General features: G+C 41.1%; 27 protein-coding genes. 24 read left to right on the top strand and 3 right to left on the bottom strand.

The genetic code is table 11. The features are described 5' to 3' along the window. Window positions 1-63 precede the first annotated feature (63 nt). The 18 genes from O1Q81_RS06895 to O1Q81_RS06810 all read left to right on the top strand — a co-directional run bounded on the left by O1Q81_RS06895 (window position 64) and on the right by O1Q81_RS06810 (window position 16,204). Entirely contained in the window at window positions 64-555 is a 492-nt protein-coding gene (locus O1Q81_RS06895; RefSeq protein WP_386696706.1) for a DUF1441 family protein, read from the top strand. Beyond that, window positions 555-2,660: a phage terminase large subunit family protein gene (locus tag O1Q81_RS06890; protein WP_386696704.1), complete on the top strand. Its 2,106-nt coding sequence runs from the start codon at window positions 555-557 to the stop codon at window positions 2,658-2,660. The genes O1Q81_RS06895 and O1Q81_RS06890 overlap by 1 nt, the downstream gene beginning before the upstream one ends. 9 nt (window positions 2,661-2,669) lie before the next feature. Next, window positions 2,670-2,903, top strand: a complete 234-nt coding sequence (locus O1Q81_RS06885) for a hypothetical protein (protein WP_386696703.1) — start codon at window positions 2,670-2,672, stop codon at window positions 2,901-2,903. 2 nt (window positions 2,904-2,905) lie between these two features. Then, window positions 2,906-4,423, top strand: coding sequence for a phage portal protein (locus O1Q81_RS06880; protein ID WP_386696701.1), 1,518 nt, complete (start codon window positions 2,906-2,908; stop codon window positions 4,421-4,423). 541 nt (window positions 4,424-4,964) lie between these two features. After that, window positions 4,965-5,870, top strand: a complete 906-nt coding sequence (locus tag O1Q81_RS06875) for a phage antirepressor N-terminal domain-containing protein (RefSeq protein ID WP_386696699.1) — start codon at window positions 4,965-4,967, stop codon at window positions 5,868-5,870. 79 nt (window positions 5,871-5,949) lie between these two features. Next, entirely contained in the window at window positions 5,950-7,908 is a 1,959-nt protein-coding gene (locus O1Q81_RS06870; RefSeq protein WP_386696697.1) for a ClpP-like prohead protease/major capsid protein fusion protein, read from the top strand. A gap of 60 nt (window positions 7,909-7,968) precedes the next feature. Then, window positions 7,969-8,292 carry a DUF2190 family protein gene (locus O1Q81_RS06865; RefSeq protein WP_386696695.1) on the top strand — a complete coding sequence of 108 codons (324 nt, stop codon included), beginning with the start codon at window positions 7,969-7,971 and terminating at the stop codon, window positions 8,290-8,292. Beyond that, window positions 8,285-8,596: a hypothetical protein gene (locus O1Q81_RS06860; protein ID WP_386696693.1), complete on the top strand. Its 312-nt coding sequence runs from the start codon at window positions 8,285-8,287 to the stop codon at window positions 8,594-8,596. The genes O1Q81_RS06865 and O1Q81_RS06860 overlap by 8 nt, the downstream gene beginning before the upstream one ends. 2 nt (window positions 8,597-8,598) lie before the next feature. Beyond that, window positions 8,599-9,120, top strand: coding sequence for a phage tail protein (locus O1Q81_RS06855; protein ID WP_386696691.1), 522 nt, complete (start codon window positions 8,599-8,601; stop codon window positions 9,118-9,120). Window positions 9,121-9,124: 4 nt separating this feature from the next. Then, window positions 9,125-9,529 carry a phage tail terminator protein gene (gene gpU, locus O1Q81_RS06850; RefSeq protein ID WP_386696689.1) on the top strand — a complete coding sequence of 135 codons (405 nt, stop codon included), beginning with the start codon at window positions 9,125-9,127 and terminating at the stop codon, window positions 9,527-9,529. A 5-nt stretch (window positions 9,530-9,534) separates the two neighbouring features. After that, complete coding sequence (locus tag O1Q81_RS06845; protein ID WP_386696687.1) at window positions 9,535-10,188, top strand: hypothetical protein; 654 nt, start codon at window positions 9,535-9,537, stop codon at window positions 10,186-10,188. Between the two features lie 273 nt (window positions 10,189-10,461). Next, window positions 10,462-10,872: a hypothetical protein gene (locus O1Q81_RS06840; RefSeq protein ID WP_386696685.1), complete on the top strand. Its 411-nt coding sequence runs from the start codon at window positions 10,462-10,464 to the stop codon at window positions 10,870-10,872. A 14-nt stretch (window positions 10,873-10,886) separates the two neighbouring features. Further along, on the top strand, window positions 10,887-11,162 hold the full coding sequence (locus O1Q81_RS06835) for a DUF4035 domain-containing protein (RefSeq protein ID WP_386696683.1): 276 nt from the start codon (window positions 10,887-10,889) through the stop codon (window positions 11,160-11,162). 92 nt (window positions 11,163-11,254) lie between these two features. Further along, window positions 11,255-11,446 (top strand): hypothetical protein, encoded by a 192-nt coding sequence (locus tag O1Q81_RS06830; protein WP_386696681.1) that lies wholly within the window; start codon window positions 11,255-11,257, stop codon window positions 11,444-11,446. A gap of 70 nt (window positions 11,447-11,516) precedes the next feature. After that, window positions 11,517-14,891, top strand: coding sequence for a tape measure protein (locus O1Q81_RS06825; RefSeq protein ID WP_386696679.1), 3,375 nt, complete (start codon window positions 11,517-11,519; stop codon window positions 14,889-14,891). A gap of 83 nt (window positions 14,892-14,974) precedes the next feature. Further along, complete coding sequence (locus tag O1Q81_RS06820; protein WP_386696677.1) at window positions 14,975-15,133, top strand: hypothetical protein; 159 nt, start codon at window positions 14,975-14,977, stop codon at window positions 15,131-15,133. 1 nt (window position 15,134) lies between these two features. Beyond that, the gene (locus tag O1Q81_RS06815; RefSeq protein ID WP_386696675.1) at window positions 15,135-15,470 is read left to right on the top strand and encodes a phage tail protein; all 336 of its coding nucleotides are present in this window, start codon (window positions 15,135-15,137) and stop codon (window positions 15,468-15,470) included. Next, window positions 15,470-16,204, top strand: coding sequence for a phage minor tail protein L (locus O1Q81_RS06810; protein ID WP_386696673.1), 735 nt, complete (start codon window positions 15,470-15,472; stop codon window positions 16,202-16,204). The genes O1Q81_RS06815 and O1Q81_RS06810 overlap by 1 nt, the downstream gene beginning before the upstream one ends. Here O1Q81_RS06810 and O1Q81_RS06805 read toward each other — a convergent pair. Both O1Q81_RS06805 and O1Q81_RS06800 read right to left on the bottom strand, forming a co-directional pair. Continuing rightward, window positions 16,201-16,614: a type II toxin-antitoxin system HicB family antitoxin gene (locus tag O1Q81_RS06805; protein WP_386696671.1), complete on the bottom strand. Its 414-nt coding sequence runs from the start codon at window positions 16,612-16,614 to the stop codon at window positions 16,201-16,203. The two genes, O1Q81_RS06810 and O1Q81_RS06805, sit on opposite strands and share 4 nt — an antisense overlap. A 44-nt stretch (window positions 16,615-16,658) precedes the next feature. Next, window positions 16,659-16,835, bottom strand: coding sequence for a type II toxin-antitoxin system HicA family toxin (locus tag O1Q81_RS06800; protein WP_153985979.1), 177 nt, complete (start codon window positions 16,833-16,835; stop codon window positions 16,659-16,661). Between the two features lie 89 nt (window positions 16,836-16,924). Here O1Q81_RS06800 and O1Q81_RS06795 point away from each other — a divergent pair, with 89 nt between their 5' ends. The 5 genes from O1Q81_RS06795 to O1Q81_RS06775 are packed head-to-tail and all read left to right on the top strand — an operon-like array spanning window position 16,925 to window position 24,453. Further along, window positions 16,925-17,689: a C40 family peptidase gene (locus tag O1Q81_RS06795; protein WP_386696669.1), complete on the top strand. Its 765-nt coding sequence runs from the start codon at window positions 16,925-16,927 to the stop codon at window positions 17,687-17,689. Next, on the top strand, window positions 17,635-18,264 hold the full coding sequence (locus O1Q81_RS06790) for a tail assembly protein (protein WP_386696667.1): 630 nt from the start codon (window positions 17,635-17,637) through the stop codon (window positions 18,262-18,264). Before O1Q81_RS06795 ends, O1Q81_RS06790 begins: the two co-directional genes overlap by 55 nt. Window positions 18,265-18,281: 17 nt before the next feature. Next, window positions 18,282-23,249 (top strand): phage tail protein, encoded by a 4,968-nt coding sequence (locus tag O1Q81_RS06785; RefSeq protein ID WP_386696665.1) that lies wholly within the window; start codon window positions 18,282-18,284, stop codon window positions 23,247-23,249. Beyond that, window positions 23,249-23,689: a hypothetical protein gene (locus O1Q81_RS06780; RefSeq protein ID WP_386696663.1), complete on the top strand. Its 441-nt coding sequence runs from the start codon at window positions 23,249-23,251 to the stop codon at window positions 23,687-23,689. The genes O1Q81_RS06785 and O1Q81_RS06780 overlap by 1 nt, the downstream gene beginning before the upstream one ends. After that, on the top strand, window positions 23,689-24,453 hold the full coding sequence (locus tag O1Q81_RS06775; RefSeq protein ID WP_386696661.1) for a hypothetical protein: 765 nt from the start codon (window positions 23,689-23,691) through the stop codon (window positions 24,451-24,453). Before O1Q81_RS06780 ends, O1Q81_RS06775 begins: the two co-directional genes overlap by 1 nt. 84 nt (window positions 24,454-24,537) lie before the next feature. Here the strand turns inward: O1Q81_RS06775 and O1Q81_RS06770 are convergent, their stop codons facing one another. After that, a complete protein-coding gene (locus O1Q81_RS06770; RefSeq protein ID WP_386696659.1) occupies window positions 24,538-24,837 on the bottom strand; it encodes a helix-turn-helix domain-containing protein in 300 nt (99 codons plus the stop codon). Window positions 24,838-25,173: 336 nt separating this feature from the next. Here O1Q81_RS06770 and O1Q81_RS06765 point away from each other — a divergent pair, with 336 nt between their 5' ends. Next, a complete protein-coding gene (locus tag O1Q81_RS06765; protein ID WP_386696657.1) occupies window positions 25,174-25,503 on the top strand; it encodes a hypothetical protein in 330 nt (109 codons plus the stop codon). Window positions 25,504-25,505: the final 2 nt, after the last annotated feature.

Genomic DNA, 25,505 nt, shown 5'->3' with positions numbered 1-25,505 from the left:
GTGGATTTATTGGCATTTTTAGGGGTGATTTTTAAATTTTGAATGTTTGTTGTTGGGGTTAAGATGGAAAATTTACACACATTAAAGCTGAATATTAATCAGATTGCCGATGTCGTGGGAATGCACCGTCAAACCGTGTCGCAACGTGTGGCAGGGTTAACCCCAGCAATAGGCAGTAATTCAAAATTAAAGTTATATTCCTTGGCGGATTTACTTCGAATGGGCTTATCGGAAAAAATGTCAGCAGATGTTGACAGTCTTTCGCCCATTGAACGCCGTGCGTTTTGGCAAGCGGAAAATGAACGGCTGAAATATGAAGAACGCACAGGCGAGCTTATCCCAGCTAGTGAAGTGGCGTTAGATGTTGGCTCAATGGCAAAAGCTGTGGTGCAAGTATTGGAAACTTTGCCTGATATTTTAGAGCGTGATTGCGGTTTACCGTCTAATGTTTTAATCCGAGTACAACAGGTGGTGGACGATTTGCGAGATCAAATGGCATTACATATTCAGCAAGCCTATGTAGCAAAAGCGGAAGACGAAAAGGAAAGCGAGTAATGTTTGCGAGAGCAGCAGAAATTTGTCGAGATATGGCGAATGCGATTAAAGCCCCACGCCGTATGAAAATCGCCGAAGCGGTGGCAGAATATATGCGTGTTCCTGTGGGCGGTGGTAATTCGGTCAAGTGGGATAAAAATACCGCCGCTTATATACTTGAACCGATGAATTGCCTTAATTCCCGAGAATATGATGCGGTGATTTTTGTTGGTCCTGCTCGAACAGGTAAAACTATTGGATTAATTGACGGTTGGATTGCTTATTCCATTATTTGCGATCCGTCTGATTTCTTATTGGTGCAACTCACGCAAGAAAAAGCCAGTGAACATAGCCGAAAACGTTTAGATCGTATGTTTCGCTGTTCACCTGAAATTGCCAAACGTTTAAGCCCGCGTAAAAACGACAACAACGTTCACGACAAATATTTCCGAGCAGGAAATCTACTCAAAATTGGCTGGCCATCAATTAATGTGTTGTCGTCGTCCGATTACAAATATGTCGCCTTAACCGATTATGACCGCTGGCCAGAAGATATAGATGGTGAGGGGGACGGCTTTTCCCTTGCCAGCAAAAGAACGACTACGTTTATGTCGGCGGGTATGACCCTAGTCGAAAGTTCGCCAGGCAAGGATATTGTCGATTTAAAACATTTACCCAAAACCACGCACGAAGCACCGCCGACTACGGGTATTTTGTCCTTGTATAACCGTGGTGATAGACGGCGTTTTTATTGGCAATGTCCGCATTGTAATGAATACTTTGAGCCAAGCATGGCGAATATGGTCGGCTTTCGTGAAGAATCCGATTTTGTCAAAGCCAGTGAAAACGCAAGGCTACAATGTTCACATTGCCAACAGTTGATTTCTCCTGAACAAAAACGAGCGTTAAATATTAGCGGTCGTTGGTTGCGAGAGGGTGAAATCATTAATGCAAAGGGTGAAATTTCGGGTATCGCCCGTCAATCACGCATTGCTAGCTTTTGGCTTGAAGGTCCTGCCGCTGCTTATCAAACGTGGTCCCAATTAACCTACAAATTACTTGCTGCTGAACACGAATACGAAATGACAGGCAGTGAAGAAACGCTAAAAGCGGTGATAAATACCGACTGGGGATTGCCTTATTTACCCCGTTCTGCATTAGAACAACGCCGTAGCGATGAGCTAATGGAACGCAAAGAAGAAACGCAAAAACATAGCGTACCTGAACAATGCCGATTCTTAATCGCTGCTGTGGACGTTCAAGGTGGTAAAAATCGCCGTTTTGTGGTGCAAGTGGTCGGTTATGGCGAAAATGGCGAGCGTTGGCTAATTGACCGCTACAACATCTCGCAAACATTGCCCGATGAAGACGGGGTCATTGAAAAAATCGATCCACGCATTCCCGATGACTGGCATATTTTGCTTTCTGATGTGTTGGAAAAACGCTATCCGCTAGCCAATAATCCTGATTATTTAATGCCTGTATTAGCAATGGCAGTTGATAGCGGTGGTGAAGACGGCGTAACTGATAATGCCTACAAATTTTGGCGATATTGCAAACGGCAAGGGGTAGCTAAACGGGTGTACTTAGTCAAAGGGGACAGCACCAAACGACAAAAGCTGATTACCAAAACCTATCCTGATAATACCACACGCTCCGATCGCCATTCTTCCGCTCGTGGTGATGTACCATTATACCTATTACAAACCGACCAACTGAAAGACCGCATTAATAACGCCCTTGCGAGAGAAACCGCAGGGGCGAATTACATTCATTTCCCTGAATGGATCGGTGAATGGTTTTTTAATGAATTGGTGTATGAAGAACGGGGAGCCGATGGCAAATGGCGGAAACCAGGTAAAGGCAATAATGAAGCCTTTGACTTGTTTTGTTATTGTCACGCTATCGCCATTTTACGAGGTTACGAACGGATTAAATGGGACGATGAAAACAGCGTGCCACAATGGGCGAAATTACCTGAAATTAATCAAAATATTCAGCGAAAAAACACCGCACTTTCAACGGTTGAACCTGTTGAAGCACAAGCAAAACCAGTGACTAACCATGAATTAAAACAACCCACCCAGAAACGCTGGATAACGAATCGTAGTGGTGGCTGGTTGTAGGAGAGAATAATGTCAATTTACACCATAGAAGAACTTAAGCAAAAAATACGCTTACTGGATGAAAAAATTGAGAATGCTAATTCACAGGTGAGTTTTAATGGGCGTTCTGTGTCTTATCAAGTCAGCGAATGGACAAAACAACGTGAGCGTTATCAAACGATGCTTGATGAACAGCAGGCACAAGCAGGACAAAAGGTCAAACACCACCGAATCCGCTACGTAAACTTAAACACGAGATTTTAACCATGAATTTACTTGAGAAAACCATTGCGACCCTTTCACCCAAATGGGCGATGCAACGCTCACGCAATCGTTATGTGTTAAATACCTACGAAGCCGCCTTACCTAGCCGAACTCACAAAGCCGTGCGAGATAATCAAGGGGCGAATAGCAACGTCCGCCAAAGTGCGGTCAGTCTAAGAGAGCAAGCTCGTTCGTTAGATCAAAACAACGATATTGTGATCGGGATTTTGGATAAACTAGAAGAGCGAGTCATTGGTTCTCGTGGTATTCATATTGAACCGCAACCGCTTAACCGCAACGGTGAAGTGAATGAAGTATTAGCTGAGCAAATTCGTAAATATTGGGCGGAATGGTCAATTAAACCCGAAGTCACAGGGCAATATACACGCCCTACGTTGGAACGAATGTTATTGCGAACATGGTTGCGTGACGGTGAAGTATTTATCCAGTTAGTCAAAGGCAAGGTGGCAGGGTTGCAACACGGCTCATCTATTCCCTTTTCAATGGAAGCCTTAGAGCCTGATTTTGTGCCAATGAACAGCCTTGATGACGGCAAAACCGTCCAAGGCATTAAGCTCAATGCTTGGCGAAAACCGATAGCCTATCAAGTGTATTTAGAAAATCCGCAAGAAAGCCAAAATTTCAGCCAACTGAAAGAAATTTCAGCGGAAAATATGCTTCACCTTGCGTTTAAACGCCGTTTACATCAAGTGCGTGGGGTGTCCATGCTACACGGTGTGATTGTGCGGTTAGCCGATTTAAAAGAATACGAAGAATCCGAGCGAGTGGCGGCGAGAATTGCAGCAGCAATGACGATGTACATCAAAAAAGGCGATGCAGCGTTATATGATGACGAAAGCGACACCGCACAACGCCAATTTGACATCGCCCCTGGTGCGGTCATTGATGATTTAAAACCAGGTGAAGATATTGGCTTAATTAACTCTAACCGCCCCAATACCAATTTAGCCAGTTTTCGGGACGGTCAATTAAGAGCGGCAGCCGCTGGTACACGTTCGAGTTATTCCAGTATCGCACGAGATTATAACGGCACCTATTCTGCTCAACGGCAAGAATTGGTAGAAAGTTTTGAGGGCTATTCGGTGCTACAAGATTGCTTTGTAGCTCAAATTTCACGCCCGATTTACCGAGAATGGCTAAAAATGGCAATCGCTGCACAAATTATTCAAATCCCAGCGGAAGTGGATGAAAATTCCCTATTTAATGCGGTATATTCAGGTCCTGCTATGCCGTGGATTGATCCTGTCAAAGAAGCCACGGCGTGGAAAGAGCGGATCAAAGGTGGATTGGCGACCGAAAGCCAAGCTATCCGAGCCAGTGGCTTTAATCCAGCGGAAATCAAACGCAGACGCATTGTTGAAATTGAAGAAAACCGAGAAAAAGGGTTGAAGTTTGATACGGATTTAACCAATTCGGGTGAAAATGTAGCGAATTTTAACCGCAGTTTAATCACAGAAAACGACAATGAAGAACGAGAGCCGAAAAAGGCAGAAGAATAAATAACAAAACCCCGATAACGGCAAATTATCGGGGTTTTTTCATTCCAACTTACACTCACTAAGAGAAATGAATTTATGGAAATTATACCCTTAATTTTACCTTTAATCAAGGAGTTAATTATGCAATACGGACTATTAGAAATAGTGGCAAGCCTTGCTTTTCTTATTTTGGTTTGGCGAATCCCCAACATTATTTTAGCCCTAAAGGAATACCTAAAATCAAAATAACTTGACTCACACCCAAGACTTGAGTAACATTCAACTCAAGGTGTCGTAGCCTTTAATCCAAAGCGGAAATCCGCACCCGTCAGACAAGCGGTTTTTTTGTACCTAAAATTTGCAACATAGATCTATTTTCCGTTATTAAAAATAGATTTAGCAAAACTCAATGTCGAGTGGGCGGAGAATACAATACCTGAAAGGGAAATAATCCCAGCCTACTTTGGAAGGCTTACGAACCACTCGGCACCCTATTAAAGGTATGGTTATGATGACCATACCTTAGGGCAATAAATATCGTAAACAACCAAAGGAGACTATTATGTCTAATCAAATCTCAACCCAAACAATCCAATTTTATAATCACGCATTAATCACCTTTGAACAAAACGGCACGCATTACACGGCGATGAAACCGATTTGTGAGAATATCGGCTTAGATTGGAAAGCACAACATTCAAGAATTCAGCGTGATGAAGTGCTTTCACAAGGTATTCTTATGATAAGAACACCTTCAAATGGTGGCGAACAACAAATGCTTTGCCTACCAATCGAATACCTAAACGGCTGGCTATTCGGCATAGATATTAAACGTTGCAAACCAGAAATCAGAGAAACCTTAATCCGCTACAAAAAAGAATGTTACCAAGCATTAGCGAATTACTGGCTAAAAGGCAAAGCAGAACGCCAAACTGCGGTGAAAATTGAACGACTTTCAACCGAACACCAAAGCACCATAAAAGAATTGGTACTCGGCAGAGCCAAAGCCCTACCGAAAGACCAACAAGCAGGCGTGATTATCAAACAATGGTCGGCACTCAAAACCCATTTCGGCAAGAGTTACAAAGACATTGACGACAGCCAATTTGTCGAAGCCGTAAGCCTGTTGGCAAGATTGCCATTGGAAGGGGAATTGATTATTAATGAGCCTGAAGGCACATTCACCCATACCCACACGGAAAGTGATTTACGTAATCTCGGCTGGTTATGGTTCGAAGCGTTCAAAATGAAAGAATTTATCAACCAAATCCGCCCAGCACTTGAAGCCATCGGTTCGAAGTTTGAGCCAACGGCTTACAGTTGTGTGGCAGAATATGGACCGCATATAAATTATGTGGGTAAGCATATTTATCAGCTTATTAAAGACGTGGACTTTGAACAAAATTTACGCCCACTTAAAACGTTGGAAGAAGAATTGAAAACACCAACAAAACGAATTTATCGTTAATTTAAAAATCAGCGTCCTATTGACCGCTTGTAGTATTGCTACAAGTGGTTTTTTTTATATCCAAAACTCAGGAGATACAATGAAAAACTGGTACAACATCAAAGCAGCCGCAGACGATGCCGCTGAAATTTCTATTTACGATGAAATCGGTATGTGGGGAATTTCGGCACAACAATTCTCTCAAGAGCTAAAAGCACTTCAAGGCGTGCGACAAATTAACTTACATATTCATTCGCCAGGTGGGGACGTATTTGACGGGATTGCCATTTACAATCTGCTGAAAGCTAACCCTGCTAACAAGACCGTCTATATTGACGGTCTTGCCGCATCTATGGCAAGCGTTATCGCTATGGTAGGCGATACGGTGATTATGCCTGAAAACGCCATGATGATGATCCACAAACCGTGGGGGATTCAGGGCGGTGATGCGGATGATATGCGTAAGTATGCAGAATTACTCGACAAAGTCGAAAGCACCTTAATTTCTGCTTATACCAGTAAGACAGGTAAAAGCGAAGACGAATTGAGCGATATGCTCAAACAAGAAACGTGGCTCACTGCAAAAGAATGTATTGAGCTAGGTTTCGCCGACCAATTAGCCGAACCCCTTGTGGCGATGGCTAAAATTACTTCCAACAAACTAGGAGATTTTAATTCTATGCCTAAAGATATGAAAGACATGATTACACCGCCACAAGGTAACGCTAAAACTACTGCTGAACCTGTGGCAAAAGTTGAACCTGCGACTACTGAGCAACCAAAAGCGACAGTGGTAGATAACACCGCTCAAGTACAAGCTCAATTAGCGGGACGCAATACCGCCATTAAAGCGGTGTTTGCCCCGTTTAACGGTCAATTCAATGACTTGTTAGTGGAGTGTTTAGGGGATATTTCCGTTACTGCCGAACAAGCTAAGGATAAGTTATTAGCTAAATTAGGAGCGAACACTACGCCAAGCGTGCCACAAAGCCATATCCACGTGGATAACGGTAATTTAATTGGTGATAGCGTCAAAGCGAGCTTACTTGCCCGTGCTGGCTTAGAAAAAGCGGAAAAAGACAACGTCTATAACGCAATGACCTTGCGTGAATTAGCCCGAGCGTCTTTATCTGATCGTGGTGTTAGTGTGTTGAACTACAACCCAATGCAAATTGTCGGTATGGCGTTCACTCATTCCAGCAGCGATTTTGGTAACATCTTAATTGATGTAGCTCATAAATCTGTATTGAAAGGTTGGGCGGAAAGCACCGAAAACTTTGAACAATGGACGCATAAAGGCACATTAACCGACTTCCGCCCTGCTTATCGTGTAGGCTTAGGTGGTTTTGATAGCCTTGAACAAGTGCGTGAGGGAGCAGAGTATAAATATGTTACCTTAGGCGATACTGGTACGCATGTATCATTAGCCACTTACGGCGGTTTATTCTCTATCACTCGCCAAACCATTATCAATGACGATATGAATATGCTCACGGCGATTCCGTTCAAATTAGGACAAGCGGCACGAGCAACGATTGCGGATTTAGTGTTTGCTCAGTTAATGGGTGATCCAACCATGACGTATGACGGCAAAAAACTCTACGATGCCAGCCATAAAAACACCGTGGCAAGTGGCAAAATGGATTTAACCACCATTGACAGTGCGATCCAATTAATGAACGCTCAAAAATCTTTTGACAACAAACAGCTTGCGATTGAGCCTGATTATTTGCTTGCTCCAACTTCGCTTTACACCCGAGCCAAACAAATTCTAGGTTCGACATCAGTGGAGGGGGCAGACATTAACAGCGGTATTATCAATCCGTTAAAAGATGTGGTGCCAGTGATTAAATCTCAACGTTTACAGGCAGAAAATGCCAAGATTTGGTATTTAATTAACCGTGAAGCGATTGAAGTGTCGTACTTAAACGGTGTAGAAACACCATTTATCGACCAACAAACAGGCTTTACCGTGGACGGTGTCACAACCAAAGTCCGCATTGATGCAGGTGTGAATGTGTTAGATCATCGTGGCATTGTGCGAGTAACCAACGCCTAATTTAACGGGCGGATACATCGATCCGCCCCTACAAATTTCAACCTAAAAAGGAAAAAAACTATGGCTAAAAATCTTATTCAAAACGGCGAAACTATCGACTTTATGGCAACCAAAGCCATTAAAAGCGGTGATGTGGTGGTGTTAGGCGATCTGATTGCGATTGCGGTAACAGATGTGGAAAACAAAGCCACAGGAACAGGTATTGTCAACGGTGTATGGCGAGTAAAAGCCAAACAAGCAGATGATATTAAACAAGGTGCGGTGTTGTATTGGTCAGACGCAGACGGAGCAACCCTAACCGCAGGATCAAACAAACGCCTTGGTATTGCTTGGACTAATTCAGGCACATCATCTGCCGAAGTTGATGTGAAAATCAATGGCTAGCCCTTTTGATGTTGCCTTACTCAACGCTGACAAAATCATTGAACAAACGATAATGTCGGCTTGTTTGATTAATGGTACGCAATATCAAGCCGTGTTTGATGAAGTCCCGAAAGAGATAGAGGCGGTTAACAGTGGTTATGTTACCCACAATTTTGTATTAAATGGGGCATATCGAACCGTAACCTTATTCAAAACCCAAGGGTATCAACCAAAGCGTGGTGATATTGTAACTATTGATGATAAGCAATACGGTGTGACTGGTTTTGGTTATCAAGACGGCGTGTTGACGTTGCAAGTGGAGTAAACATGAGTTTGAACGAAGATGTGATGCGAATTAATGCCAGATTGCGAAACTTAGGCAATAATACAATGCCAAAAGCCACCGCAAAGGCAATTAATAAAGTCGCTTCTAAAATCAGTTCAACGGCAATGAAAGCCGTGGCAAAAGATGTCGGTGTTCCCTTAAAAACGATTAAGGGGAGATTGAAGAAAATCAATGCCACGGCAAAAAAGCCAAAAGCTAGCTTGAAAATACTTCGTTCGCAAATGCCAGCGATTCGCTTGCTTGAGAAAAAATCCAACCGTATTTGGGTAGGGCGTGGTGGCATTGTGATTGGGAAATATGCCATACAACGGGGATTTAAACAGCGTTTAAAAAATGGACGTATTCATATTCTGCAACGTAAAGGTAGGGCGAGATACCCTATTGATGTGGTAAAAATTCCGATTGGTAATCAAATCACCCAACAATTTAACAAAGCCACCCATAATTACCCAAAGGAAGTCAAAGAAGCCTTACTAAAAGAGCTGATGACAACGTTAAGGTGACATCATGAAAGAACTCAGCCAGATTAGAAAATCTATTTTTGATCACATAGATAACAAAATAACAGGGGTTAGTTATTACCATAACGGACGATCTGTTTTTTTAAATGCTGAAACCGATTTACCTGCAATTTGTGTATTTATCGAAGATGTCCAAACGGAAGAAATGGACTTAGACGGTATGTATTTTGACGGTGAATTGGCAGTTCAAGTCTATGTGAAATCATCATTACCAGAATCCTCACTTGATGAATTGGTGGAAAAGGTAATCAACAAACTAAACAACTATGAATCCGATGTATTAGATCGCTTTTCGCTTTCCAGTGTGACGTACAGCAATGATGAAAATCACACAGAATGGATAGTCGGCACGATTTTGTACAAAATAGGATTCTATCGCAATGGAGCATAATTAATATGACGACAACAACATCATTTCAAGGGTCTAAATTTTATTTGCAAAAAGGCTTAGATGCCAGCAAAAAAATCACCGCTATGACCATTAAGCCAGCCACCATTACTATTGCAAGTAATGGCTATGCTAAAGGCGATATGATCTTAATTTCTGACCTTGGCAGTATGGACGGCTATTATCCGATTAAATCAGTCGATGCAAGTACAGGTGTAATCACTTTAGCAGACGAAGTGAATTGGTCTAGCTTTGATACGGTGACGAAGTTTACTAATGCCACCGCCGCCAAAGTACAATTTCACGATAACTTCTGTGCGATTAAAAATTTCGATCAAGACGGCTCAACTTTGGCGGAAGAAGATGTCACGACGATGTGTTCAGACGGTGAAGAAACCGAACCAGGTGAAATTACTCACGGCTCATTAAAACTAACGTTCTTCTTAAACTTCGGTTCAGATGTTCAGCAAGCCTTGCGGGATAAGTTCTACAACAAAGAATCTTTTGCCTACAAATTAGTGCTAAAAGAAAACCGTGGATCTTTATTCGGCACAGGCTTTGTTCAAACCAGTATGAACCTAAGCGGTGAAGTAAAAGGGAAATGGGATTCTGGTGTCACGATTAAAATGGCAAAACGAGATTACTTGTTACCTGCTGCTTAATAAAAAATAAACCCCGAAAGTTCGCTGCTTTCGGGGTTTTTAATACCCATTAATGAATATTAAAAGGATATTTAATGGATAACAAACATTTTACCAAAACTAAATTAAAAATACAGCTAAAAAAGGGGTTATAAATGGAAACAAATGCAAGTCCATTTATTCGGGTGGCTATTGGTTTAGCCATTATTCTCACCGCATTAAGTATTTTTGCATTAAGTGTCGCACCATTGATGAGTGTTATTCGGTGGTGGTAATTAAATAAGGAAAACCAAAATGACAGACTTACGCAACGCATTATTAGCCAACAAACCCACATTACACCCGTTTGAATTTAAGGGTAATCATTATTTTATTCGTGAATTTAATGTCGGTGAAATGAACAAAGCCTATTATGGACAACGCCAAGAATTAATTAAATTAGCCAAAGAACAAGGCATTGAACTTCATTTTGACAATGAAGAAGAACTCACTAAGCAATTAGCCGAAGTGTACGATCCATTACGTTTGGCTCGCAGTATGGCGACACGGATTTGTGATGCAGACGGTAACAACTTATTTGATGTAGAAAATCCCGAAGATTTAATCGCACTTTCTCAGCTAGATAAATCGGTATTTGAGGCGTTCAATCAAGCCATAGCGGATTTACAGCCAAAAAACTCACCGACCGACGCAAGTTCCAAATAATATTAAGTCTTGCGTTGGGTAAAACATTATCGGAAATTGAACAGTTATCAGAACGAGAATTAGGTGAGTATGAATTATTCTACCAACAACAGCCTTTTGGCTTATGGCGTGAAGATTACCGTACCGCTCAAATTGCTCATATTCTGGCATTAATTAATCGTGATCCAAAACAAGAAACCCCTACTATTCACGAATTTATGCCTTATTTTAATCAGGCAAAAAATAGTGAACAAGAAGAAGATGACGGCAGTTTAGCACTACTAAAACAGCGAACAAAAAATAATTCTTAACCTAGTTCGAAAATACTAAAATCACCTTGAAAACGGTGATAAAAATAGCTATAGTTAAATAACTAGGTTGTTAATGTAAGGGGGGTAAGATTATGCTGATGAAATTTCTTTTATGGCTAGCCATTATGGTCGGTTTTTTAGCCCCTGCCGTTTTGCTACCGATTTATTGGGCAACGGCTGTTTATGCTATTTTTATTCTGTTGAATTTATGGTACATCATTCGTATTATTAGAAATCCTGAATTAACACGTTGGGAAAAATGGGATAAATTAACAGGTGGATAATAGTTATCTATTTAAAAAAATCAATTAACCAAGCTCGAATAATTTCGAGCTTTTTTTATGGGTGAAATCTATGGCAAGTTTTGATCGCTTTACAATAGATCTTGATATTAACAATGCAAGATTTAATACCACCTTACAAAATGCTCAAAACCGTTTACGTAGCTTTAATGCGAAAACCGTAAGCTATCTTAATGATATTAATAACGCCGCAAATGCTATTAATCGAAATACCAATTTTACTTTTTTCACTGATATTGCGAGCCGTGCTGGCGGTGCATTTAGTATGCTGGGGCAATATGCCGACGGCTATACGGAAATTAGCAACAGACTTAAATTGGTGGAAAGTGCAGGTATTGACGGAGCAAAAGGTTTACAGGCTGTTTTTGATATTGCTATGCAGACCAATCAAAGTGTTGAATCTACTTCTACCATTTACCAACGCTTTGCTCAAAATGCAAAAAACTTAGGCATTAATCAAGCCGAAGTTGCAGAACTTACTGAAACCGTATCTAAAGCTGTTGCCGTTTCAGGGGCGAGTGCTAGTGCTGCTTCTGCTGCCTTAATGCAATTTGGACAAGCTCTTGCCAGTGGTGAATTGCGAGGACAAGAATTAAATTCCGTCATGGAACAAACACCAGGCTTGGCTCAGGCTATCGCTAATGGGTTAGGGGTTTCCGTTGGTGCATTAAAAGAAATGGGTAAGAAAGGCGAGTTATCCATTGGGCGAGTAATTGACGCTTTGAAAAAAGCCAAAGACGGGGTAGATAACCAGTTTGCTACCCGTGTTTTAACCATTTCTGCTGCTTTTGAAAATCTTTCCACTGCCACCACTAAATGGGTGGGTGAATTAGACCAAGCCACAGGGGCAAGTCAAGGCTTTGCCAATGTCATTAGTGGTATTCCTAATCATTTTAATACCCTTGCCTTAGCTGCAACTACCGCAATCGGGGCGTTTAGTGTTGATAGAATTAAACAGCATATTGTTGCTGGAAATGAACAAGCGAGAACTACCCTTGTCGCTGCTGAAGCTGAAACCGTTAGAACTAACGCATTACGAACCGAAGCCACCGCTGAAATGAATTTATTGCAGTTAAAATTAACGCAAGCGAGAACGGATGCGGAACGCATAGCCATTATTAACCAATTATCTGCAGCTGAAACAAGACTAACGGCGACAATTAATGCCGAGGCTGTCGCACAACGTAATTTAGCAACAGCACAAAAAGCTGTTTCAGCAGGTGGTCGTTTAGTTTCTGGTGCATTAGGTTTAGTCGGTGGTCCAATCGGTGCGGTTTCTATTGCATTAGCTGCAGGGGTTGGAATGTGGCTAGACTACTCACAAAAAACCGAAGAAGCCCACAAAAACGCCTTAGCCTTTGCTAATGATTTGCCGAGTTTAACCGCAGAAATGGAGAAATTAAATTCCGTTCAATTAGCAGCGAACAAAGCAAAAATTGAAGAAAGTATTATCGCTCAACAGAAAGAAGTTAAAAATCTTGAAAAGGCGATTAAAGATCTTGAAACGCAGATTTTAAAAACGCCTAAATTAGACATTATTATTGATGAAAACGGCTATCAAATTGAGATTGATAACACCACTAAAATTACTCAATTAAACCGTGAACTAGCAAAGGCAAAAGGCGAATTACAAACAGCACAAGAAAAGCTCAACACAACACAAGAAACTGGCAATAAGATTGCATCACAATTAGCCACCACAACACAAAATGAGTTAGATAATGCTATTTCACATCTTCGCACAGTTTTTGGTGGGGCGGATACTGATTTAGCTAAGTTTAATCAATCTATGTTGACAGTGAGCAATACCGCAGAGAATACCCAGTCCCCATTATCAGGCATGATCGAACGTTTACTAAGTTCAGGTAATGCGGCAAGAGTAGGGGCAAGTGGATTATATGAGTTTGCTAATGCAGCAAAAGCCATAGCAGGCAAAGGGATTCCTTATGCTCTTGGTAATACGACCGTTGCAGGTGACGAAAAACAAAAAGCCTATTTAGAAAATCTACAAACACAAAATAAAATAAATAATGCAAAAACTCGTGATGAGTATATTTCGTTAAACGTTAAGAAAGATTTAGATTCACAGGGTATTGGTGCTAACAATGAACTGTATGCTAAGGCTTATGCTGAATTAGAAAGCAAATACAGCAAGCAATGGGACAGTCAGCATAAATCAACTTCTGGCGGAAAAGGAAAATCCACCGAAAACGCTCGCCAAAATTGGCTATCATATTATGATGATATTCGCAAAAAGTCATCTTCTAGTTTAATGGAAATCGATCTTGAACAAGCTCGCATGTTTCAACGCTTGGAAGAACATTTGAAAAAAGGCGTAGTATCCCATCAAGAATATGAAACCGCTAAAACTGCCATTACCGAACGTTTTGCCAAACAACGGCAAGAATTGGCAGGAAAATACGCTCCCGAGAAATTACTCAAAAGCCAATTAGCGGACGATTTAAACGCTATTCGAGAGTTGCAACAGGCAGGTGAACTCAACCCAGCGGAAGCTCAAAAAGCCACACAACGGGTACAGATTGATTATGCTCAACAAAAGGCACAGTATGCGGTCGATCCGTTGGCACAAATACGGGCTAAATACGATCCAAATCAAGAAATACAAAACCAACAAACGCAAGAGTTGGCACAGTTACAAGCGTTTTACGACCAGAAACTCATTGCAGAAGATGAATTTCAACAACGCAAATCAGAAGTTATCGCCAATTATCAAAACGAACAGGAACAGCGAGAATTGGATTATTACAGCCAATCCGCTCAAACGATGTCAAGTGCTTTTGATACCATGGCGAGCGTGGCAGAAAATTACGGCGGTAAACAATCGGCATTGTACAAGTCTATGTTTGCGGTATCTAAAGCCTTTGCCATTGCAGACAGTGCTATCAAAATCCAACAAGGGATTGCGGATGCAGCGGCTCTACCTTACCCGGAAAATCTTGCCGCTATGGCAAATGTTGCAGCAGCTACGGCAAATATTATATCGACTATCCAATCGGTAAGTATGAGTTTTGCCACAGGTGGCTATACGGGGGACGGTGGCAAATATGATCCTGCTGGAGTGGTCCACAAAGGCGAATACGTCATCACCAAAGAAGCCACCGCACGGCTAGGTAAAAATTACCTAGATTACCTTAACTACGGTAAACGTGGTTTTGCTAACGGTGGTGGCGTAGGTGTGCCAACCTTGCCAAACAGCAATTATAGCGGTGTAGGTAATGGTAACAGGGTATCTGTACAGATTATCAATAACGGCGAGCCAGTCAGTGCTAGTGTGCGGAGTGAGCAAAACGGCGATGAATTACAAATCACCGTTGAACTGATGAAGCAAATGGACAAAATCGCCGACCAACGCTATCGCAAAAACCAACAAAACGATATGCGAAGTGGTGGCATGATGAACCGCTAGATAACATAAAATAAAAGCCGAGATACGGTCAATATCTCGGCTTTTTTATTCCAATTAACAAATCTCTAAAGGAACGATTTGATATGGATAATATACCCTTAATTTTACCTTTAATCAAGGAGTTAATTATGCAATACGGACTATTAGAAACGGTTTCAGCCTTTACTATTTCAGCGGTTTTTATCGTGCTTGCGTGGCGTTTGCCGAATATCCTGACTGTTATCAAAGACTGGAAGAAATAATATGACAATCCAAACCTTACCTTGGTGTCCACAACCTGATTATACCGCCGAAGAAGAACCACGGCGTAAAGTGTTAGATTTTGGCAATGGGTACCAACAACGCATTAAAGACGGCTTGAATACCTTATTACGTAAATACAGTGTGAACTTTAAATTACACCACACCGAAGCAGTGAAATTCCGTCAATTTATGGCAGAACACGGCGGCGTAACGCCATTTTATTTTAAAGATGTAGCGTTAGGTGGTGAGCTGGTGAAAGTCGTTTGTACCAAGTTCCCACGTACTATTGGCAAGAAATTTACTACGTTTGAATGTGAATTCGAGGAAGTTGTATAATGCCTAAAAATCTCCCCCAAAAAATGACCGCACTTTTACCCGAGCTTGAACAAGACGCTTTGATCGAGCTTTGGGAAATTGATTTGCGTCATATATCTAGTAACACCGATGATGATATGAAAGGTGAGCTGTATCGTTTTCACAACGGCTTAAGCCAAACCAAAGCCAATATCTGGTGGCAAGGTAATGAATATCAAGCCTATCCGATTAAAGCGGAAGGCTTTGAGATTTCAGGGCAGGGGGCGAGTAACCGCCCAACCCTGACGGTATCTAATTTGTACGGCATTATCACAGGCATTGCAGCTAATTTCGGGCAAGGTGTCGGGGCGAAAGTCACACGGCGATTGGTTTATGCTCAATTTTTGGACGCTCGCAATTTTGCCAACGGCAATAATAAAGCTGATCCAACGCAAGAAGTGGTTAGCTATTACATTATCGAACAGCTCAAAAGCCTAGACGATGAGCAAGCTACCTTTGAATTGGCAAGTCCTGCCGAAACCGATAACGCACGCATACCGCTGTTAATGATTACCAGTGATGTGTGTATTTGGCAATACCGATCATCTCAATGTGGCTACACGGGAAAGCCTGTCGCCGATGAATTTGATAAACCCACTAGCGACAAGAAAAAGGATAAATGTAGCCATTGCATCCGTGGTTGTAAGCTACGTTTTGGCGACAATGCTGTATTGCCGTTTGGTGGCTTTCCGAGTACCACGCAGTATGGTAACTAGGCAACGCTTAATTGTAGGTGTTTGCCTAGACTGGATAAGGCTTTACTTATTGTGTCAATTTTAGTGCTATGCGTTAAATTGGTGATACGCTGCACTTCTTGTGGCTTAACTTCAATACGTTTAGCTAATTCCACGTTAGAAATATTTTGCTCAACCATTTCATTTAACAATAACACTTTGGCAAATACGCTGGACGGTAACTCAATTAATACTTCGTCTTTGCGTGGTTTGCTAGGCATTGGCACTTTACGCCGATCTTCAAAGTAAAAATCCATACTGGTTAGCAAGGCATCTTTTGCCATTTCAACAGCGTCATCGTAGTCATCACCACAGGTTAAGGCTTCAGGAATGTCCCGAAATGATACATTATAACCGCCGTCTTCTGGCTCAAATTTTGCTGGATACAACATAAATGCTCCTAGTTCAAGAAAGCCCCCTTTTACAGGGGCTTGAATTAATTTAAATCTAATTGCTTTTTAATCGCTATCATTGTGCCTTTTTTGATTTCCTTGCTAGGTTGTCTTGGCATTGTTGATTGATTACCGTTGTAAAAAAGTTTGATGTGCTTTGAGCCTTCTTCCTTTGTTACCCCTTGAGCAATTAACCATCTTAAAAACTCACTTTGTTTCACTATGTCCCTCCGTGTTGTTTTAAGATGTGATTATTATAAACATAAATGTTTACATTGTCAATATAAAATTAACAAAAAAGTTTATTTTTATGAATACACAAATACTAAAAAAAGACATTTTAAACCACGCCAACCAATGCCACCCACAAGAAAGTTGCGGTTTTGTGGTGTTGGAACACATGGACGGCATACCCTTTTATTTGCCATGCGACAATATCGCCGATGACCCAATCCATTACTTCGAGATTTCCGCTGATGATTTTCTCAAAGCGGAAGAATTAGGCAATATCATAGCCCTTGTTCATTCCCACCCCGACAGTGATAGAGAAAAGGGTTTGCCTTATTTATCCACGGCAGATCGTGAATGTCAGGTGCGGACGGGGTTAGATTTTTGGTTAGTCGTAAATGGTGAAATCAAGCAATTCAGAAATATTCCACCGTTATTGGGACGAACGTTTGAAAACAATAAACAGGATTGTCGCAATATCATTTTAGATAGCTATATGTTATCAGGCTTGGAACTACCCGATGATTCTGTTTACGACTTTGATTGGTTTGAACACGCCAATTTGTACGAAGAGGGTATGCGACATTGTGGTTTTGTGGAAGTGGAATGGGATAAACCTTTGCAATTAGGTGATGTGGTGTTACTGCAAATAGGGGCGAAAGTCGCTAATCACGCAGGCATTTACCTTGGTGATAATCTGATGTTACATCATAGCGAGGGGCGGCTATCTGCTCGTGTGCCGTATGACGGCTTTTGGTTAAAATCAACGCATTCTGTATGGAGGCTAAAATCATGGCAACAATTACATTTCACGGCGATCTTAAACGATTTAGCCATGAACCGATAAGCCTTGAAGTGAGTAACTTTAAAGAGTTAATGAACGGCTTATTAACACAAATTCAAGGATTACGCCAATATTTAATGAAAGGCTATTACAAAGTACGCATTGGCAAAAATCGCTATTTGACCGAAGAACAGATTAAAACTAATCCGAGTATCAACCTTGACGAACAAAGTGCGGTGCATTTTACGCCTGTTATTTCGGGGGCAGGTAAGGCAGGGGGCATTATTAGTGCTATTGCAGGCGTTGTTTTAATTGTAGTTGGTGTAGTATTCCAGCAATATTATTTAGTTGGATATGGTGCAGGGTTGTTGTTAGGTGGTGCAGTAATGTTAATGACCAAGATCCCCACGATGACTAATACATCATCAGAGGACGGGGAAAAACAGCAAAGCACATCATTTTCAAATATCAAAAACTTAACCCCACAAGGCAAACCGATTCCATTGCTTTACGGAAAAATGCTGACTAGCCTTGTGTTGGTATCGCAAGGAGTCGAAACCTTTGACGATATAGACACCACGACAAGCTCAAATAATCAATCAAGTGGAAGCATATTTAGAAAACTAGCAAATAAGTAATTTTAGGGAGAAAAATCATGGGCGGAAATTCTGGCAACGGTAGTGAACACACTCCTTACGAAGCACCCGATTCACTGCGTTCGGCACAGCGTTTACGGGCGATTGGTTTAATTTCACTCGGTCCAATCAAAGGAACTGTAAACAAGTGGAAAACTACGTATTTTGATAATACGCCAATCCAAAATGAAAGCGGCGTAGATGACAATGATGAAGATAGCTTTAACTATAAAAACACTGAAATTGCCTACAATTTAGGCACGCAAGACCAAACGCCATTAGAGGGTTTTGAATGTTCTGAACGTGAAGTATCTGTCGGGGCGGAAGTCAAGAAAGAACACCCATTAACCCGCTCAGTTATCGATCCTGATGTTACTCGTATTCGGCTAACTCTTGGGGTTAATGCGTTATTTTCACAAAACGATCAGGGCGATACCAACGGCACTAGCGTAAGTTTTCAGGTGCTAATTAATGGTAAAGTAAGAGGTAATTACACAATCAGCGGTAAATCCTCATCTCGTTTTTACCGTAGTTATATCATTGGAAACTTACCAGAACGCCCGTTTGATATTCAGGTGCAACGGATTACCGAAGATTCTAAAAGCCAACGTTTACAAAATGCGACTACATGGGTGAGCTACACGGAAATTATTGACACTCAATTAAGCTATCCAAATATGGCAATGGTTGGCGTAAAAACCGATTCCCGTTACAACCCGAATTTCCCGAACATGAATTTCTTGCTGTATGGGCGGATTATTAAAGTCCCTGCCAATTACGATCCAGAAACTCGCACTTATGAGGCAGGCATCTGGAAAGGTGATTTTAAATTGGCTTGGAGCAATAATCCTGCGTGGGTATTTTATGATTTAATCACAGATCCGCTTGTAGGATTAGGTAGTCGTGTTGGGGATTATGGCTTAGATAAATTTCAGTTATATCAAATTGCCAAATATTGTGATGAGCTAGTCGATGACGGCTACGGTGGCAAAGAACCACGCATGACGGCGAATTTATGGATTACGGAGCAGCGTGATGCCTATCAAGTAGTATCTGATATGGCAAGCGTATTCCGTGCTATTGCGGTGTGGAATGGCACGCAGTTTACCGCTATCCAAGACCGTCCAGCCGATCCTATTTGTTTATACAGCCAAGCTAACGTGATTAACGGCAAATTCACTCGCCAATACGCCGCACAGAAAGCGATTTACACCGCGGTAGAAGTGGAATACGCCGATCAACGCAATATGTACCAAAAGGCGATTGAGTACGTTTCCGATGATGCAATGATCGCCCGTTACGGCTACAACGTCAAAAAGATGACGGCTTATGCCTGTACATCTCGTGGACAAGCTCACCGTTACGGCAAATGGGTATTGGAAACATCACGCCTAGAACAATGCACCATTACCTTTAGCGTAGGCAGACAAGGTTTAATGCACTTGCCAGGCGACATTATCGAAGTAGCAGATAACAGTTACGCTGGCAAAGTGTTAGGCGGTCGGGTAGTGGCAATCAATGGCAAAACCATTACTTTAGATACGGAAATTGAAATTAGCGGCGAAAGTTATTTCAGCTATTTAAACGCTGAAATGCAAATGACAAAAATCAAGATCGCCAACATTAACAAGCAAAATAATGCCATTATTACCCTTGTTTCTGAGCCTACAGGCTTAGCAGTCATGGATACATGGGTAATCAAAAGTGCGGTGGTTTCTAGCCAACTTTATCGTGCTATCGGCATTACCGAAAACGAAGACGGCAGCTATACCATTACCGCACTACAACACGAACCGCAAAAGGAATCGATTGTTGACGGCTCTGCCAGCTTTGAACCTGTCAACAGCACAACTTATACTGCTGGATTGCAACCCGTTCAAAATGCTCAAGTGAGTGCTGACGAGAACGGTATTGTACTCAGTTTTACATCATCTACCTTTGTAGGACAAGGCTTAAAATATCAAGTCAAACTTTACCGTGATAAAAAGCTGTATGCGGTTTATGATGATTTGCTTGAGCCTAACTTAGCCTTTACGGATTTACCTGACGGCGACTATATAGCGGAAATTCGGGCGAAGAATAGTGCAGGGCAATTATCTGACCCAACTACCACCAGCTTTAGTATCAATTTTGCTATCAGTGAACTGGTCACTGTACCGAAAATCTTTGCCATTGAACTAAATTGGAAAAATCCACTATATGCTAATAGCAAATCGGCGATTGAGCTTTGGGTGAGTTCAGATAACAATTTTGACCATGCTAGAAAACTGGTAACACTCGCTTATCCAACCAATAATTACACCTATGCTGGCTTAGGCATTGGGGATAGATTTTGGTTCTGGGCAAGAATGGTCAACGGCACGACAGCAGGTAAATTTACCGAATCGGTTGTAGGTGTGCCGTCCGATGATACCACTCAATTAACGGATTATTTAGCAGGTAAAATCACTAAGACGGAACTTGGGCAGAGTTTGATTGATTCCTTACAGGCTGATATTGATAGTGCGGTTGGTGTGGAAACGAAAACACGCCAAACTGCTATAAATAGTCTTACAGCTCAAATCAAGGCAGAATCACAGGCTCGTATTACTGCAATTTCTGCCGAAACGACAAACCGCACCAAAGCTATTCAGGTGGAAAGTGCTAAACTTACTACTGCTATACAAGATGAGGCTAAGACCCGTGGAACGGCAATTTCAACCTTGCAAAATGTCGATGCTCAACAAGCTCAACAAATTAGCACAGTGACAACTAAAGCTGATAATGCGTTAACTGGCTTGCAAGAAGAAAAAACGGCACGTATTGCGGCGGATAACGCCGAAACTACCGCACGAAATGCCTTAACTGCACGCTTAGGTACAGCAGAGAGTAATATTGCGACTATTCAGCGTACAGTAACTACTAATCAGCAAAGTATTTCGGAGGTGAGCCAAAATTTAAATGCTAAGATCGATAATATCCAAATAGGTGGACGAAATTTATTAGTTGACAGTGAATTTAATACATTTAGCAGATTTGGTGATGTTAACCTAACTGTAACTAAATCTACTGTCAATAGCAGAATTGCAAACAGGTTAGTTTCCAATAACTCGAATACAAGAGGTATTTTGGCATCTGCTAAAAACAGGATTATGTCTATCTCTAAAGGCAGGCAGTATACACTATCATTTTATGCCAGAGGCAATCATAGTTTAGATTATCTTTTTATCATAAGAGAGGACGGTAATAATTCCAAACTCAATAACATAAAACTATTGAGCAAAGAAGAGTTTAATTTTTATACTTTGACCTTTTCTGCTCCTTTTGATACAGATAAGGGATCGCTATTAGTAGGGTTTACCCCTACAGCAGTAGGTGATTGGGTTGAGTTCCACAGCCTAAAAATCGAATCAGGAAATAAAGCAACGGATTGGACACCAGCCCCAGAGGATGTGGATGCAGAAATTAGTAGTGTTAATGCAGATTTAACTACTTACAAAGCCACGCAGGCAGAAGTTGATAAGGCACAGTCTAGTCAACTCACCACCATAACCGCACGCTTAGGCACAGCAGAGGGGAAAATCACCAATACCGAAAAAGCCGTATCTGACCTAAACAGTTCTACTGCGACCAAGTTTGACGAATTGAGTGCAAATTTTACCAAGGTTAATGCGAATGCAACTAGCATTAATAACAACCTGACTAAAGCCCAAACAGAGTTAAACGCCAAAATTACAGCGGAACAAACAGCTCGGGCTGATGCGGACAAAGCCAATGCAGATAAGATTACAGCGATTACGGCTAGAGTGGGAACCGCTGAAAGCAGTATCGCAAATATCCAATCGACCAAAGCCAGCAAGTCGGAAGTGGCTAGTATTGCTCAACAAAGTTTGCAATCGGTCTGGAAATCAGATGCTCAGTCGGAAATTGACAATATTCGAGTAGGTGGTCTGAACTTACTAAGAAACTCTCAACAGCCCGAATGGCAACTATGGAACCCAAGTGTGTCACACATTGAAAATAACGTGATGAAAGTGGTTTCCTTAAATGCAAATATTGGGGTAAGAACACCGTATCATACAGGTGTAAATTTAGAAGACGGCGAAACATATATACTCTCTTTTGAGTATCGTACTGACTTGCCAAATCTAAATTACACGTATGTGTTAAGCCAACAAAATGGCAATGTCGGTGGTTTTTCGACTTATGATGTTATCAATGACAACGAGTGGCATCGAGCGGTGAGAAAAATCACGATAAAGGGAGAGCGTCAAAATATCTCTGTACTTATTGGCAGTAACAAACCTGAAAGCGGCAGCTATCTCGAGGTCAGAAAAATCAAACTAGAGAAAGGCACTATCGCAACGGATTGGACACCAGCCCCAGAGGATGTGGAACAAAGCGTATCCATTTTATCTGCCAAAATAGACAGCGTACAAACGACATTATCTAATGCTGATACCGCCATAGGTAAACGCATTGACACTGTCACAGCCACAGTCAACGATAACAAAGCACAAATATCCACGGTAAGTAATGCTGTCGCCACAGTGGATAACAAGCTCAGTGCCACCCATACTATTAAAACGCAAGTATTATCAGGCGGACGCACTGCCATTGCTGGGATTGCTCTTGGTGCAACGGCGGATAATAAAACCACGGAATCATCAGTCATTGTCATGGCAGATAAATTCGGCGTGGTGAAAAATGCCAGTGATAACAATGTGGTACCTATGCTATCGGTAGTGGATAACAGGGTAGCGGTTAATGGTGATTTAATTGCAGACGGCACGATCTTAGGCAGGCATATTAAGGCAAGCCAGACGATAAATTCGCCTGTTATTAATGGGGGGAGTTTGAACATTGGTGACGGTAGATTTTCGGTTAATTCTGCTGGAGAGGTTTCTATTCGCAATAGCAAATCTAATGTAGGTATGATTATAAACAATAATAATATTGTTGTTTATGATAGCAATGGGAAAATTCGAGTTAGATTAGGAGTGTGGTAATGCAAGGATTACAGATTTTTGACGGGAACGGTAACATAGTACTTGATGCTACTAGCCGAATAGTAAATATGGTAACTAGTTTTGAGATCCCGTTTTATATTGATTATAATTTAAACCCAAATTATCAACGAAGAGATTGGTTTCCGCAATATGCGGGAGGTATCATTAAAGGTACGTTTACTCATGATTGCATAACATGGGGAACCCCCATTTTCATTCCAGTACGAAGTATGAATTGGATAGCTGAAAAGCCACCTGAATATGATCATACTGTTTCGGATTATCAAAAAGTATGTGCAGAAAGCGTTGATCAGTTTCCAGACTTCTATGTAAGTGGCAATACAGTAACTTGGCAATTTAATACAAGGCAAGGCGGGCATGTTAGTGACTATAACTATGCTGTTTTTGGTGGCTATCGAGTAATGGTAGGATTTTACTAATGGCATTTTTTGAAACGTATTTTGATAATGGTAATATTCAATACAGTTCCGATTTTAGAGCATATAGTCTAATTAAATCAGGACAGATTTATAACAGTGATTTTGACGTATTCTACGGCGGGAGACAAAAACTTGCTATGGCTGTAGTAGGTTATCCAGCAGGTAAATGGGAAACCTATGAAAATCCTATTTTATTTATTCGCCCACCAAGGGGATATTTAGGTGTAATAACGTATATGACCGAGCATTATCACCTGAGAAATACTATGGGTTTAGATAGTTTTACTGTGTTTAAATGGTTTAACTTGGATTATTCAGGAAGTATTCAGTACTATTTATTTGCACAAGCTAGAAAGGCTGTCGGTAATTATGGCTTACAAATTTTTGATGGAAAGGGGGCTGCAAACGATAATCTAATGCTTGATAGTACATGGGGATTGCTTAGTATTACAAATGCTATTTCATTACCTGCGTACACTCCAGCAGTCGATCAAAATGGATATTATGTAAATAATTTTACTTTAGGAACACAACAAGCAACCTGCTTGCCACGTCCTAGGACTGGACACATAGACGTAGGATATTCTTGCCATAAACTTCATGAGGGGATATGGGTAGATAGTTCAGGGAAATTAGGGGTGGGTTATGTGCCAATTGATTCATCAGATTCGGGTGCTGGTGCATTATATAGGGAAGCTAACAACACTGAAGGCTCAATTTTAATCTGTGAAACTGCACATTTACCGAGTAACTATTCAATCTAAACCAAATTTAAAAATATTCAAAAATAAACCCGATAGCTCGCAGTTTCTGGTAAAACAGCAATATTTTTCATCACAGTTTTAATATCAATGTTGCGACTGAAACACAATAGAACCACCCAAAGCCTGAGCATAACGAGTAATCGTCTCAAGGCTAGGACGAGATAAACCACGTTCAAGACGGCTGATATTTTGGGCTTTAATGCCTGTTTTATCGGCAATGTCTTGTTGGGTTAAGTGCAGTTGTGTTCTGTGATTTCGTAACGTGGCTAAAAGCTGTTTCTGTTCTTGAGTGCGAGCATAAGCTCGAGCAAATTCAGGATCTGTCATTTGTTCTGCTAAATAGTCATCAAAGGATACAAATTCAAGATTTTCATTTTTTGGCATGTTGTAATACTTATTTAATTAATCAATTTTGATTGATTGTAATATGAACTGTCTAAGATAATCAACCTAAAACAAAACCCCGAAAGGTACGAACTTTCGGGGTTTTTATTTTTAATCATTAATCAGAGATAACTAATTAAGTATGGATAATATATCTTTAATCTTACCTTTAATCAAGGAGTTAATTATGCAATAAGGCTTGTGGCAAATGGCGTTTGCAATTTCTTTGCCAGTATTTATCTTTGTTTTGCCTAAATTAATCAAAGAAATAACAAATTTAATTCGGATATTACGATAAACAATAATTTCATCAACCAACAAAAGGAAAAAAAAACTATGAAGTACATTGAAAAACAAATCGAAGAACCACGTACAGGGGCAACAGCATCTCATCATACCGTAACAGGCTTGAATGTGGACTATGTCAACAATTCGACAAGTATAACTATCTCATCTTATGTATCGAAAGATAAAAAAGAGCAAGGTAAGGATTCGTTGTCGATTAATACATTTACTATTATGTCTGTGCCTGACTGGGATAAAATCCCTTATGAATGGGCGTTGAGTGAATTAGTTAAGCCACAACCTGAAAACTTTGAGCCTGAAACCTATGCAGGATATGTTAATCCTTATACGCTTTCAGGCGGGAAGATTAAGGAAGCCTGATA

Source organism: Lonepinella sp. MS14436 (genome assembly GCF_042470565.1).
Taxonomy (GTDB): Bacteria; Pseudomonadota; Gammaproteobacteria; order Enterobacterales; family Pasteurellaceae; genus Lonepinella.
This window is presented reverse-complemented; position numbering and strand designations above follow the sequence as displayed.